This is a genomic window from Chryseobacterium luquanense (genome assembly GCF_026460945.1).
GTDB lineage: Bacteria > Bacteroidota > Bacteroidia > Flavobacteriales > Weeksellaceae > Chryseobacterium > Chryseobacterium luquanense.
Genome location: NZ_JAOVZV010000008.1, coordinates 1 through 14,469, shown reverse-complemented (window position 1 = coordinate 14,469; position 14,469 = coordinate 1). Strand labels below are relative to the sequence as shown.

Annotated in this window: 14 protein-coding genes; 5 read left to right on the top strand and 9 right to left on the bottom strand. The window is 32.5% G+C overall.

The features are described 5' to 3' along the window. Positions 1–99 precede the first annotated feature (99 nt). From OEA66_RS08260 to OEA66_RS08250, 3 genes are all read left to right on the top strand, one after another. Positions 100–669 (top strand): Crp/Fnr family transcriptional regulator, encoded by a 570-nt coding sequence (locus tag OEA66_RS08260; protein WP_267280922.1) that lies wholly within the window; start codon positions 100–102, stop codon positions 667–669. 418 nt (positions 670–1,087) lie between these two features. Then, the gene (locus OEA66_RS08255; protein ID WP_267280921.1) at positions 1,088–1,771 is read left to right on the top strand and encodes a type 1 glutamine amidotransferase domain-containing protein; all 684 of its coding nucleotides are present in this window, start codon (positions 1,088–1,090) and stop codon (positions 1,769–1,771) included. Positions 1,772–1,781: 10 nt separating this feature from the next. Further along, on the top strand, positions 1,782–2,081 hold the full coding sequence (locus OEA66_RS08250) for a putative quinol monooxygenase (RefSeq protein ID WP_267280920.1): 300 nt from the start codon (positions 1,782–1,784) through the stop codon (positions 2,079–2,081). Positions 2,082–2,152: 71 nt separating this feature from the next. On the opposite strand, the gene OEA66_RS08245 is transcribed toward OEA66_RS08250, so the two are convergent. The 4 genes from OEA66_RS08245 to OEA66_RS08230 form a co-directional block, all read right to left on the bottom strand. Then, positions 2,153–3,079 (bottom strand): DUF3829 domain-containing protein, encoded by a 927-nt coding sequence (locus tag OEA66_RS08245; RefSeq protein WP_267280919.1) that lies wholly within the window; start codon positions 3,077–3,079, stop codon positions 2,153–2,155. A gap of 21 nt (positions 3,080–3,100) precedes the next feature. Beyond that, positions 3,101–4,978 carry a type VI secretion system baseplate subunit TssF gene (locus OEA66_RS08240; protein WP_267280918.1) on the bottom strand — a complete coding sequence of 626 codons (1,878 nt, stop codon included), beginning with the start codon at positions 4,976–4,978 and terminating at the stop codon, positions 3,101–3,103. Positions 4,979–5,000: 22 nt separating this feature from the next. Continuing rightward, positions 5,001–5,441, bottom strand: coding sequence for a GPW/gp25 family protein (locus OEA66_RS08235; protein ID WP_267280917.1), 441 nt, complete (start codon positions 5,439–5,441; stop codon positions 5,001–5,003). Positions 5,442–6,175: 734 nt separating this feature from the next. Continuing rightward, entirely contained in the window at positions 6,176–7,591 is a 1,416-nt protein-coding gene (locus tag OEA66_RS08230) for an APC family permease (RefSeq protein ID WP_267280916.1), read from the bottom strand. Positions 7,592–7,733: 142 nt separating this feature from the next. Here OEA66_RS08230 and OEA66_RS08225 point away from each other — a divergent pair, with 142 nt between their 5' ends. Next, positions 7,734–8,240 carry a DUF4920 domain-containing protein gene (locus tag OEA66_RS08225; protein WP_267280915.1) on the top strand — a complete coding sequence of 169 codons (507 nt, stop codon included), beginning with the start codon at positions 7,734–7,736 and terminating at the stop codon, positions 8,238–8,240. Between the two features lie 47 nt (positions 8,241–8,287). Here the strand turns inward: OEA66_RS08225 and OEA66_RS08220 are convergent, their stop codons facing one another. Beyond that, entirely contained in the window at positions 8,288–9,397 is a 1,110-nt protein-coding gene (locus OEA66_RS08220; protein ID WP_267280914.1) for a M14 family zinc carboxypeptidase, read from the bottom strand. An 853-nt stretch (positions 9,398–10,250) separates the two neighbouring features. On the opposite strand from OEA66_RS08220, the gene OEA66_RS08215 reads away from it, so the two are divergent. Continuing rightward, positions 10,251–10,787: a helix-turn-helix domain-containing protein gene (locus OEA66_RS08215; protein WP_267280913.1), complete on the top strand. Its 537-nt coding sequence runs from the start codon at positions 10,251–10,253 to the stop codon at positions 10,785–10,787. A gap of 81 nt (positions 10,788–10,868) precedes the next feature. Here OEA66_RS08215 and OEA66_RS08210 read toward each other — a convergent pair whose 3' ends face one another. From OEA66_RS08210 to OEA66_RS08195, 4 genes are all read right to left on the bottom strand, one after another. After that, a complete protein-coding gene (locus OEA66_RS08210) occupies positions 10,869–12,035 on the bottom strand; it encodes a proline dehydrogenase family protein (RefSeq protein ID WP_267280912.1) in 1,167 nt (388 codons plus the stop codon). Between the two features lie 63 nt (positions 12,036–12,098). Next, positions 12,099–13,028: a UbiA family prenyltransferase gene (locus OEA66_RS08205; RefSeq protein WP_267280911.1), complete on the bottom strand. Its 930-nt coding sequence runs from the start codon at positions 13,026–13,028 to the stop codon at positions 12,099–12,101. A gap of 11 nt (positions 13,029–13,039) precedes the next feature. Beyond that, the gene (locus OEA66_RS08200; protein WP_267280910.1) at positions 13,040–13,966 is read right to left on the bottom strand and encodes a mevalonate kinase family protein; all 927 of its coding nucleotides are present in this window, start codon (positions 13,964–13,966) and stop codon (positions 13,040–13,042) included. Positions 13,967–14,039: 73 nt separating this feature from the next. Then, positions 14,040–14,469 (bottom strand): MFS transporter (locus OEA66_RS08195; protein ID WP_267280909.1); only part of this gene is annotated, 430 nt, incomplete at its 5' end.

Below are 14,469 nucleotides of genomic sequence, written 5' to 3'. Positions count from 1 at the left end.
AAGTGAAATAGACTTGAATTTTAATTCTTTCTAAGATTACAATTGATTTAAAAAATTATTCCTGTTTTTACTTAAATTTACAGTGATTTAAATACAGACATGAACAGACTACGGGAGCACATTGAGGAAATTATTTCTGTGACAGACGAAGAATTCGATGATATAAAAACATTTTTTACGATTAAAAATGTTCGCAAAAATCAGTTTTTGGTGCATGAAGGTGATGAAGTAAAATTTGAATTTCTTACTCTTGATGGAATTTATAAAGTTTTTTACATCGACGAAAACGGAAAAGAACACATTCTTCAGTTTGCAAAAAAAGATTGGTGGATGACCGATTACATAGGTTTTTTTAAACAAAAAAATGCAACGATGTTTGTAGAATGTTTGCAAGACGGAGCGGTTGCGTGTCTCACTTTAGAAGGCAGAGAAAAGTTAGCTTCAGAATTTCATAAAATGGAATATTTTTTCAGAACAAAGCTTACCAATGGTTATATCGCCTTACAACAGAGAATTATTCTTCTGCTTTCAAGCACACCTCAACAACGTTACGAAGAGTTTTCAAAATTATATCCGGATTTGATCTCACAGATTCCTAAAAAATATGTTGCAGAATATTTGGGGGTAAGTCGGGAAACTTTAAGCCGACTTTATTCAAATACAAAATAATTTCTACAACTCTTTGCATTTTAATCTTTGTCTTTCAAAAATAAGTGAAACGCCATTATTTAACTATATCTAAGTGTTATTTTATAATTCTTTGTCTTTCCTTGCGTTTTTTAATCACAAAGAAAGACAAAGGTTTTACAATAAATTCTTTTTTAAGATAAACAATGGCATTTCATTTAGCAAAGAAAAACCATTATTTTAATTTTCAATTCCTTAATTACTTCTTCAAATACACAACCGATATTTATAAATTTTAATTGATTTAAGTATTCAAAGATTAAGTGTGATTTCGATCACACTTTTTTTGTGACTTCCCTCCTTCGATTGAAGCTTTGAACAGACCTACATTTGCTATAGAAATTAAAACGATTTCAAAAAGATCAAACAAAATATTTATTTAACTAAAAAATTCAAAGTCATGAAACCAAAAGTTTTAATTATTGTTTCTAATGCAAACACAATCGGTCCCAATAACAGAAGAACAGGAACTTTCTTATCTGAAGTAGCCCATCCTTATGCAGAATTCGAAAAAGCAGATTATCAAATAGATTTCGCAAGTTTAACAGGTGAATCACCATTTTTAGATGCTTTAAATTTAGCCGATGATCCTGATAATTTAAAATTTCTAACAGGAAAAGGTTGGGAAGATATGCACAGCGCATCAAAACTTTCAAATGTAAATACCGATGAATATGATGCTGTTTTCATTCCGGGAGGTTTAGCTCCGATGGTCGATATGCCTGAAAATACTGAACTTAAAAAAGTAATTGCCGAGGTTTACGAGAGAAATGGTGTTGTAGGAGCAGTTTGTCATGGTCCCGTTTCTTTACTCAATGTAAAATTGAGCGACGGAACTTATCTGGTGAATGGTAAAAACATCGCATCTTTTACTACTGAAGAAGAAGATAATTATGCAAAAGCTGATGTTACTTTTGATTTGCAGACTGCTTTGACTGGGCAAGGTGCAATTTTTCATGCTGCGGAAGCCTGGTCAGCTAACAGTATTGCTGACGGAAATCTGGTAACAGGACAAAATCCAGCTTCAGCAAAAGGGGTCGGAGAAAAAATGGTAGCGATTCTAGAATCTAAAAATTTAATTTAAAACTAAAAAGATGAATGAACAAGCAATTTACGTATATGCCAAATGGCAGGTAAAAGAAGGAAAACTGGATGCTGTATTGCAAATTATGAAAGAGGCTGCCCAAAAAAGTTCTGAAGAAAAAGGAAATTTATTTTACAAAATTCATCAAAGTAAAACTGATGAGAATACATTAATTCTTTTTGAAGGCTATGAAAATGAATCAGCGATAGAAATTCACCGTCATTCTGAGCATTATCAAAATTTTGTGGTAAAGCAGATTATTCCTTTACTGGAAAACAGGGAGGTGATTCTGATGAATCAGATTATTTAATTTAAAATTCCGAAAAACTTAGATAAATTAAAGTTTTTCGGAATTATTTTTTCTTAATTTCTCTTTAATAATTATTTTACAAACGAGTTATAAGAATTCAGAACAGATTCATAAGCAGAATCCATTTCCTGGATATTACTGTCCGGAATTTTCCCTGTTGATTTAGAATCTCTAATCAGTTTTCTGTATTTATCTAAGAAATCTGATGCTTTTTTGTTTAACGTTTCAAGCTCTGTTTTTTTGTAAGCGTATTGCTGCTCTTTTACATTAAAAACTTTACTCGAATTAATGCTTACGATTTTCTCAAATTCATCATATTTTTTCTGAGCTTCGGCTTCATTGAAGCTTCCCGCATACTGTTTATCTAAAAGATCCATCACAGAATCCATAAAACTCATCAGAGATTTAGAAGAAACTATAAATTCTTTCATTGGGTGATCTTTCAGAATGACTTCTTCTGCAGCATCTGTTGCCGGTTTTATCTTCGTTAAAATATTTTCTCCTGCTGTGAAAAATGCCTGTGCTTCTGCTTCAATATCTTTTTGCAACGCTTCAGCTTTAGCACCTTTATCATCTTTGTAGTCTTCAGAGGTGATATAAGATTTCAGTTCTTCATACTTTTTTTCAATGCTTTCTCTTTTTGCCTTATAAGTATTAAAATCGGTTTCAATTAATGTTTTGTCTTTTTCAAAACCGGAAGGAACATCTTTTATTTTACTTAAAGAATAATCCATTGAATTGATAACCATCGGCATACTGTAAACTGTCTCACCATGAGATTTTTTCACCGCTGATTCTGCATATTTCACGATATTCTCAATATGTCTGGATGAAGTTTTATAAGAATCTAAAAAATCATTATTAAAATCAATAATTGCCTGCGATTCATTTTCCCCAGCTTTCAGAACGGCATTTCCTATTTTATCCATTCCTTTTTTACAGCTTATCGTTGCTGCGCTCAGCGATAATGCGAGTGCAAACATCATTACTTTTTTCATATTTTATAGTTTGGTATTTAATTAATTTTCAAAAAAATCGGTGTCTTCATTGCTGACTTTCACTAGATATTCAATTCCGTCAATTGCTTTGGAGACAATTTGATTTCGGAGAATATTTGCCATGTTTTCCCAATACATTCTTCCGTAAAACGAATAATTATTCGGAACAATCTCTACTTCTACAGTTCTTATAAAGCCTTCTTTTGGCTTGTTGCTGATCATGGTTCCACGTTTTACACGCACGTCTTTCATTTCGTCTTTTAAAACCATTCTGCAATAATTCTTCACATCTTCCAGAGAAATAATTTTGTCTCTCGTCGTTAAAGCGTATTTGTAAGCCTGAATACTGTCTGAACCTTTCTGCTCTTCTGCTCCGCCAATGGTTTCTGTCAACAAAATCATCGATTGTGATTTCAATTGGTTTGAAAGCTCAGTTCCGGGACGCATATGATTGGCAAAAGTGCAATGGGTAATCCAAAATGAAGCGTAAGTGTGGTCTGTTTTGTCAACAGGTTCCATAATGACATAATTAAGTTCCTGTCTGATGCTTCTTTTAGCATTATTTACTTTCTGCACCATCGATTTCATCTTATCAGACATTTCGCCCAAAATTCCTTTTACATTATCCCGGTTTAGTAAAGAAAACGCTGCAATTTCATCTCTAGTCAATTCCAGAACATTGGAAATCATGTCGACTGCGTTTCGGTTGTTGAAACGCTCCATCCCGCCTTTTCTTACAGTGTACAATCCCTTTTTAAGATTGTCTGAAGGGGTGAAAGGAATTTCTGTATATTTTCTTCCGTCTCCGTCCTGAACCTCATCTACATAAAGGAAATGTTCTGCATCTTCGGTAATCAAAGGAATATTATTTCCCATGATATCTAAGCTGTATTCTGTTTTTTTCCAGCCTCGGTTGTAAACAGGAAAAGCATTGAGAACAAAAGTAAAATTATCTAAAATCTCAGACGAAAACTGTGGTGGAAACTCAAAAGTAAGCCACAGATATTCTTTTCCGTTCAGGTATTTTTCGATCTCTTCTCTTCCGTTCAGGAAATCTAAATCCTGTGGAAGGCTCCTCGTAAACAAATCTCTTGAAAGCCCTGTTACTTCAATAAATTTATGATGATAAATGCTTTTAATATCATCGATAATCTTGGATTTTATTGACTGTTCGTGAAATATCTGTTCGTACCCTTCTACTTGAGGGTTTTTTATGTAAGAAATTCCTTCTTTGATAAACATCGGATTTCCGTTGCTTGAAACGGTACTGTAAGGCAATAATTTATAAACAAAATCTAAATGTTCAAATGCAGGATTTGAGCAGTAAATGCTTAACGTTTTAGGAAACTTTTCGTTGGTAAATTTTGAAACATCAATTCCAATCGTCACTTTTCTATAATCTTCCGGTCTTCCCTGAACTCTTGAGATTGGTATTTTATTTAATCTTTCATCTAAACTGTAGCAGGTGTTCCCTACAAACATAACTGCAGTCTGTACTTTGTTGGTTCTTACACTTCCAACCGGAGTAAAAGGAATGTTCAGTTGCTTGTCTGATTCCGATTTTATGGTGGAATTCATGTGTTTTTTAAAGAAAAACTCGGTGTGCTCCAGCAAAATTTCTGAAGATTCATCGGGTGCAGTATATGCTAAACCATGAGCAGGAATAGGATGGGTATAAATTGACGGTGTTAATAGTTTAGCAAGTTTCTCTAAAATCCTTGCATTAACAGTCTGAATTTCGTTATTCGCTTTAAAAACCTCTGTACTGAATGCATCAATGAGTAATTTTACAAAAGGATCTAATGACTGTGGACTTTTTAATCCCCAAACTTTTGTAGCATTCTGAAGCATTCTCGCTTTTACGGATTCTTTGGAATAAATATTCTGATCTAAATTCATAAGATATTTTTACAGATAGATATTAATCGATGGACATCGGGCTCAGGAAAAGCTCGGTAGAAAAACTGAAACGCTCACCTGTAGCTTCCATTTTTGCATTAATTCCGATTCTTACTTTTTTCTTGATTTCCGTATGTTCTTTGGTATCATAGTTATGCTCTACAAACTGTATGTGAGCATCGATTTGGGGCTGTACGATTCGGGTTTCATATTCTAAAATCTGTCTTTTAAGACTTTTGATGAATACATTTTCCCAAACTGCTGATGTAACGCCGTTATCGAATTCAAGATTCCAGACATCGTTTCCGTAGTTGTCATCATATCTGTTTTCTCCTTTTTTCGTCGTGATTAAAAGCATAATATTGTGAGCAATGCTTTCTCCCATGTCGCAGGTATCGATACTTCCACCTTCGGACATAAGAGTAGACGGTACAAAAGGCATTCTGTAATTTGGTGTGTCCATAAGTGATATTTCGTTATTTTCTTTGGTGTTGTATAAAACGAAATACCAAATTAATCATTTTTGCTAAATAATACCTCATGGAACCTGAAATTTATTGCTGAAGAATTGAAATCTTCTGTTTATTAGAGGGGTTCTTAGAGACAAAAAGCTTTGTATTTCTTTCAGCTTTAATTGCCATAAAATTTATCGACGCTGTAAAAACCATTTCAAGGTTAAAACCTGGCATGATTGATTTGTATCATAAGATTATTAAACGCAAAGAAATACGAAGATTTTTTATAATAATTTTATTAAGCTAGGCAAGGACGTTTCACTTATTTCCGAAATACAAAGATTTAAAAGGGTTAACATTAACTGAATTCATTTTATCTTAAATTTTCATCAACTACTGCAGTTCTTTATTCTACTACAGTACATTTTTATTCCAGTACAGTAGATTTTTATTGTACTCTCCCGGTTCTTTTATGTGATTAAGTAGGTCATTATTGTACTTATGTAGGTTTTTATTCCAATGAGGAAGATTTTTACTTTAGTACCGATGGTTTTTATTCTACTGCACAAGGTTTTTGCTTTAGTGAGATAGATTTAAACTTTTGTTTGTATCCTTAACAATCAAATGCATTACTTTTTAGCCCCGATTGAACGGTTTGTTTGAGCTCTTTTTGTGGTTGTGAAGCTTGGCGAAACAACCACGAAAAAGCGAGTAGTGAAAGCGGGATTAAGCTCCTAAAAAATTAAGAATCTGCATTTTTATTTCTGTTAATAAGATAATAAACGGGAAGCCCGAGCATAACAATCAAAAATCCTGGCCAAGTATATTGCTGTTTATAGATTAACAATAAGATACAAAATGCCGTTCCGATTACAAGATACACAATAGGAGTGATTGGATATAACCACGTTTTATAAGGTCTTTCAAGATTAGGTTGTTTGATTCTTAAATAAATTACTCCGAAAACCGTAATCATGTAAAATAATACAATGACGAACGAAATCATATCTAAAAGATTTCCGTACTGTCCGCTCAGACAAAGTACGGAAGCCCAAATTCCCTGCATCCATAAAGCGTTTGACGGAACCTGGTTTTTATTGTTTTCGATAGCTGATTTGAAAAATAAACCGTCTTTTGCCATTGTTTGGAACACTCTTGCTCCGGCTAAAATTAATCCGTTATTACAACCGAAAGTAGAAACCATTACGAGAACTGCAATAATGACCGTTCCCGCACTTCCGAAAATATTCTGTGAAGCAGCAACTGCTACTCTATCATTGGCTGCAAAAGCAATTGAATCTCTGTCTAGAGCATTAATATACACGAAATTTACTGCGATGTACAACAACATTACCGCAGAAGTTCCTAAAATCATAGCTTTGACAACATTCTTTTTAGGATTTTCAATTTCTCCAGATACAAATGTTACACTTTCCCATGCAACCGAACTGAAAACGGAACCTACCATTGCAGCTGCAATTCCGCCCATTAAAGTCATTCCGGAAATAGGTTCCCAACCCGATTGTAAGAAATTGCCTTTTTTATCTTTAATTAAATTACTGAAAGAATCTGTTCCGAAACCGAAATTCTCTGCTAAATGAGAGAAATCTACAAGGATAAAACCTAAAGCTATTAAACCCAGTAACGCCAGAATTTTTGAACCTGTGAATAGATTCTGTAAGATTTTTCCACTTTCTACACCTCTTGTATTTATATATGTTAGTAAAATAATCACTGCAATTGCTAAAATCTGAATCCAGGTAATCTGAAATTCTCCACTTTGAAAAATGGGAGCTGCATTATTTAAATCCGGAATTAAATACGCCGTAAACTTCCCGAAAGCCATGGCAACAGCAGCAATTGTACCTGTTTGTATGACGGTGAATAATCCCCATCCATACAAAAAGCCCATTTTCTTTCCGAAAATTTCTGTAATATAAGTGTATTGTCCGCCAGCCTTTGGGAATAGCGATGATAATTCGCCATAACTTATTGCAGCAGCAACAGTCATTATCCCTGTAATGATCCAAACGATTATCAACCAATATCCTGAGCCAAGATTCCGCATCATATCGGCACTTACGATAAAGATTCCGCTTCCAATCATGGAGCCCATTACAAGCATGACAGCGTCCCAAAGCTTCAGTTTTTTCTGCATATTTAATTATTACGCTCAAATATAATTAATTATGCAATAGATTTTCGATTTTGTTTTACAATTAAAAATTACCTGTTTTTTATCAAGTTTGTAATCATTCTAAATTCAAATTTTATTACTAATTTTGGAAAAAATATTAAGAATGAAATTAAAATCCATATTATTTTTAGTAGCTGTAAGTGCTTCAACGTTAGCATTTGCACAGGAAGGAAAGAAATTCGGACCTCCAGCAGGAAACGCAATTGTAGGTGATACTTACGGATCTACAGTTACATCAACAGAATCTAAAGCGATGAGCGTTGATAAACTTGCTAAAAAATTGAAAAAAGACAACAAAAAAGTTGAAAATGTTGCCATCAAAGGAAAAGTGGTTGACGTTTGCGACAAAAAAGGGTGCTGGTTGACCATTCAAACTGAAGACGATACTCAGTTTTTCGTTAAAATGAAAGATTATGGTTTTTTCGTGCCGACAGCTTTGAAAGGTAAAAACGTAGTTTTAGAAGGTAATGCCGAAAGAAAAGTAACTTCTATCGATGAGCAGAAACATTATGCAGAAGATGCTAAAAAGCCTCAGTCTGAAATTGATGCGATTACAAAACCAAAAGAAGAAATCAGATTTGTAGCGAACGGAATTAAAGTTGTTAATTAACATTCGATATAACTTAAAACAAAAGCGGAACAAATTGTTCCGCTTTTTTAGTCTTCTATTTTGAAATTTACTTGTGCATCAAGTTTAGGATATTTTGTATCTGAAACAAATCTTTTTCCTGTACAGTCAATTTCCAGCCAACCTTTTCTCTTATCTACTTCACCTGCTTCCATCACAAAAGGGATAAATGAGATATCATCTTTTCCATCTTCATAAATTTCTCTGTACTGAACCGCAATATCCAAAATACATTCATGGTCTGTATTTAATTTTACATTTCGGTAAATAATATCGTAATGCGTTTCCTGATTTTCGGGAATTTCCTGATAAACCTCCCAACCTCTTGTATCGGAATTTAACTCGCTTATTGCTTTTAAAGCATAATACAAAGCAATTGTGTAATACTTCCTTGTTTCTTTTCTTGAATAATCATCAACAAAATGTCCACCTTCAAAAAGAATTGTTGGCATTCCAGCTTTTATGAAATTATCACCAGTTGAAGTCGGATAAAACTCATCAGAATACCTCCCAATCTGATTCGGGATTAATTCTTTTAAATGAGTATAAATATCGGCAATTACTGCCATACATTTTTTTCTGTTTTCCGTAACAGTACGTTCCACATTTTCTGAAGGCGCCAAAAAGGAGAGCGTTGCCGGATGAATGCCATCTGTTGTAAAAATAGTACGTTGTTCATGTAGATTTAATGCATAATCATACTTTTTTGAAACTGCCAAATTCTTCAGGAATCTAATCTCTTTACTCGCTTCATTATGGAAATCGCGGTTGAGATCAATTTCTGAAGCATTTAGCCTTGTCCATTTCTGCGATCCGTCCGGATTTAACATAAAGATAAAATCTAGACTTATATTTCTGAAAAGTTCTTCTTTTAAATCTGAAGCTTCTTCCAGACTTTTTAGTAAATCAAGCATTGCATGGGTAGCGTTTGACTCATTTCCGTGCATTTGTGACCAGGCCAGAACATTGATTTTACCTGTTCCAATACTGAGCTTAAAAATAGGCTTATCTAAATACGACTTTCCAATTTCTTGAATATAATCTTTGAGGTTTGTCTGTAAGTAATAAAATAATTTTTCGGGAGAAATATAGCGATTAGGAAAATCGGGATTTGCAATATATAAATGTTCAAAACTCATTCAATAATAATTTACATTTTTCAAAATTAATCATTTTAGATGTAAAACTAAAATTAACAACTGTAACATTGTTAAACAATGTAAATTGACAGATTGTCTGTTAGTAAAATTGTGGATTAACGATAATTTAATATAAATTATTTAAAAGTTTAATTTTCAGTATTTTACAAAATTTACATAAAGTTAATAAATATATATACTTTAAGTGCGAATAAGGGCGCTTTGATGAAAATGAGCGTAATTAACTTAAACAAATCAATTGTGGAAAAACTAATAATTAAACTATAATATACAAATGTTAATTGCGGATAACATAAAATTAATTCTCAAAAAATCGATGTAAATAAACCTTTAAATAAGAGATATAACATAACCATAAAACAAAAAGATTTATAGAAGGGATCGTATCTTAAAATATTGTTAAAAGTGTTTACCAATGACAGATTATGACCTTAAGATTTAAACTTACCGAGAGGAGCAGTCATAAATTAGGCGTTTAGTCGATATATAAACCGTCTCCTACTCCATAGCTCTTCAAAGAAGGAATAAATACCCTGTTAATCATAAAAAGAAGAAATTTAACCGTACTATATATGAACTATCATTTCTTTAATTTCTATTACTTATTTTACTTCATCTTTTACTTTAAGTGATAATTTATCCGAAGTCTATTGTGGAAATTTTGTTAAGTAATTTATCTAAATAAATTTTATCAATATCTTAAACTACTGCTATTTAGATATTTAACACTATTTACTTATGTATATCTCATAAGTTTTAATTGTTTACATTTGTATTTGTGTTTTGTAAATTTATTATTTACATTTGTAAAAGTAATTTTACAGCTTATTTTATGAGTTTAAATGAAAGAATTTCAAAAGTTATAGAATATTCCGGTTTTACTCCATCTGAATTTGCAGATGAAGTGGATGTACAACGCTCATCTATTTCTCATATAACTTCCGGAAGAAATAAACCTTCCCTAGAATTTATCATTAAAATAAAATCTCGTTTCCCTGAAATTTTATGGGATTGGCTAGTTAATGGTGATGGTGAAATGCTAAAGTCTGAACTTCCCGATACAGAAGAACCAGTCACGGAAGAAAAATTAAAACCAACTTCTCTGCCCGATTTATTTACGATGATGAATGATGATGATGATTTTGGAAGTGAAGAAGAAATTATTGAAGAGGAAAAACCAATTTTTACAAGGCCTTCAGAATCGGTTAAAATGTATCAAAGTAAAGCCAATGAAAAAATAATCGATTCTCAGCGATTAGAAAAACCAAAAGAGGAAATTTTAAGTCAAGTTATTGAAAATCAAGAAAATAACATAAAACGTATTGTTATCTTTTATGAAAATGGTAAATTTGAAAGTTTTGAGCCTTAAAAATTAGGATTAGCTCAAGAATTTTTAAAAATAAAAAAGCTCAATCATTACGACTGAGCTTTTTGATATATTTTAAGAAAATTATTTTCTTCTTCTATCCAGTTCTTTTTTTATCAAACCTAATTCTCTTCCGGTTTGTCCGGCAACTGAAGTGTTTTCTCTTGCTCTTCTCGTAAGATACGGAACGACGTCTTTTACAGGACCGTAAGGAAGATATTTTGCAGCATTATAGCCCTTATCAGACAAATAGAAGGTGATATTGTCACTCATCCCGTAAAGTTGCCCAAAATAGATATTTTGATGTTTATTCTCCAGTCCTTTAACCTTCATTTTAACCATCACCAATTCAGAAGAAATTTCGTTGTGGGTTCCAAAGAATGCCGAAACTTTATCTAAATGATTCATTACAAAATCAATTCCTGAATTGTAATTTTTATCTGAAGCCTCTTTTGTCGGTTGAATCGGATCTGCATATCCTTTTTCTGCAGCTCTCGCACGTTCTTTTTCCATGTAAGCACCACGAACAATCTTATAACCTATGAAATAATTCTTTTCTCTTGCTCTTTGAAGATTCTGTTCCATATATTCAAGACGACCGGTTCTATACATTTGAATGGTATTCCAAACGATTGGTTTTTCCTGGTTGTACTTTTCCATCATCTCTTCGCAAAGTTGATCTGCTGCATCCTGCATCCAGGTTTCTTCTGCATCTACCATTACTTTTTTGTCATGCTCATGGCAAAGTTTGCAAACTTCATCAAATCTTTTTACCACTCTCGCCCATTCTTCTTTCTGGCTAGAAGTAAGTTCAGTCTTTTTTCCTACAGCTTCATACAAATCAATTCTTCCGAAAGCAGTTGGTTTAAAAACAATAAAAGGAATAGCAGGATTACCCACAGAAAATTTAACGATATCTTTAATTTCCTTACAAACCGCATCGAAAGTTTCTTCGTCTTCCTTCCCCTCAATTGAGTAATCGAAAATACTTCCAACCCCTCTTTTGAAAAGCTGCTTTACTGCTTTCATACTTTCTTCACGCGTTTCACCACCAACAAACTGCTCAAACAAAGTGTTTTTGACAATGGTATTGACAAACGGAAAATTATTATGAACGGTAAAATTAAGGACAGAAGTTCCAAGATTTGTTAAAGCGGGTTGCTCAATCATCTTAAACATCCAATACGCTTTTCTCAACTGAGCATCAGTTTTGTCTGCAAATGCAACTTTAGTATCGTTAAAAATGGGCATTCTTTTTTGTTAATTTAATTTTGCAAATGTAAGAATAACCTAAGCTTTTTTAAAGCTTTTTTTTTACAATTTACCTTCAATTCCGTTGAGCAACATGGCAAGAATTCCAATGAACACCCAAAGACGTAAAATATTGAGTGTTAAAAATTTAGTATGTCTTGAAGAATTTAAAAGTAAATAAACGCAGACAATCATAACAAACAATCCTCCTGTAAAATAATAAAACATAAAACCTTCTATTCCCGTTTTAACAATTAATTTCATCGAAACAGCCATTGTGACAATTAATAATGAAATGAGAATTATCTTGGTATTTTTACTTTTAAAATAATTTGGAATTGTTGTATATCCAAAAGCTTTATCAACACTTTTAGTTAATGTATCTTTTACAATATCAATGCACAAAAGAATTAAAAAAATAAAAATAGCCATTAAAAAAACTTTTCTGGAAAAAGTTTGATAATAAACCATCATTCCGAAAAATGGATATAATGTTAAGCTTACAAAAGTGAAATTATTTAAAATTAAAATTCTGCTCAGTTTATGACTGTAAAACCACATAAAGAACTGATAGACAACAAAGAAAATTAAAACTCTATAAGAAATAAAGCTAGCTATTCCCAGTGAAATTACGGTTAAAGCCAAATAGGCATACAAAAAATATTTCTGCTTAATAAAACTCTGAATTCTGGTACGGAAAGGTTTTACAATATGATCTTTTTCAAAATCGTAGAACTGATTGATGATTCCGCCTGCTAAAATGCTTAAAACAGTACAGAAAATAATACCATGAACTCTGAAATCGAAGACAAATTTCCGAAAAGATTCTTCCTGATTAAACAGAAAAAAAGTGGAAACATAAAGTGCAAAAGTGAGCAAAACAGCCACAAAAAAACGTGCGCCTAAGAGAAAGCCCACGAATTGTGATAATCTGTAAAATAGAGATTTTTGGATATAATTTTTCTGTTGGAAACTTTCTTTTTCAGAATTCATTCCAACGCTTTTTAGAATCTGTAAATCACTTCTTTTTGGAAACCGTCAAGCATTTTTTCTGCTTTTTCGTAGTCTTTGGTAAACCCTAAAATGTAGCCTCCACCTCCGCTTCCACAAAGTTTAAGATAATAAGCATTAGAATCTAAACCTTTTTTCCAAATGTTAAAAATACTTTCAGGAATCATCGGACGGAAATGCTCGTAAGCCCAATGAGAAAGCTTTTTCAGGTTTCTAAAAAATGGGTTCATATCTTTTTTAAGAAAAGAATCAATACAAGCATTATTGTAACGAATAAACTCTTCTTTAAGCGTTTTCCGGAAACCTTCGGTCTTCATTTTTTCAAAGAAAATCTGAATCATTGGTCCTGTTTCACCTGTAATTCCGGAATCGATAAGGAAAATTGCACCTTTTCCTTCTTCTCCTTTTGGAATCGCTACTTTGTCTAAATTCTCTTTATTTTCAATAAGAATCGGAAGGTTCATGTAGCAAATCAAAGGATCCATACCAGAACTTTTGCCGTGGAAATAACTTTCCATTTCGCCAAAAATAGTTTTGATATTTTTTAAATCGTCTTTAGAAATGCTGTCCGGATTATGTTTTGTAAAACAGTATTTTTCAAAAATTGCTGCAACCAAAGCACCTGAACTTCCAACTCCATAACCTTGGGGAATATTTGAATCAAAGAAAAGTCCGTTTGAAATATCTTCTTTAAAACGACTTACATCTAATCTAAATTGCTCAGGTAGATTTAAATTTTCAAGAAAATCGGCGTATTTCTGTAAATGATAATTTGATTTTTTTTCAAACTCTGAATCTGAATCTGAAAACTTCAATGTGCCTTTATAAAAGCTGTAAGGAACTACAAGGCCTTGTGAGTCTTCTATCATTCCGTATTCTCCGAAAAGGATTATTTTAGCGTAAAATAAAGGGTTCGTCATTATGTGTTAAAATCTTTATGCAAAGTTAGTGTAATTCTGCTGAATATTAACAAATTTTAAGCCAATATACATCTTATATCTTTGTTTTCAAGAATCTTATTAAAATTGCACCTGTCGCAAAAAATGCTGACATCGATATAAAAGCATATTGCATATTGTGAAACTTCTGTATAAACACACTGAATATAAGCATTCCACGAATGATTGCCAATTTCTCAAGAACATCATAGAAGCTAAAATACGTAGTATTTTCCATTGAATTTTCAGGTAATAATTTTGAATAGGTTGACCTCGACATTGCCTGAAGACCGCCCATTACCAAACCAATCAAACCAGCCAATCCATAGAACTGAAGCTGAACATTAGGGTTTTCTTTATTTAAAGAATATGCAGAAAGACAACATCCAATCCAAATGATAACTGCAATTGTAATGACATTTTTATTGCCAATTTTTTTTGATAATCTTGAGAATAAAAATGCTCCAAAAATGGCGATAATCTGA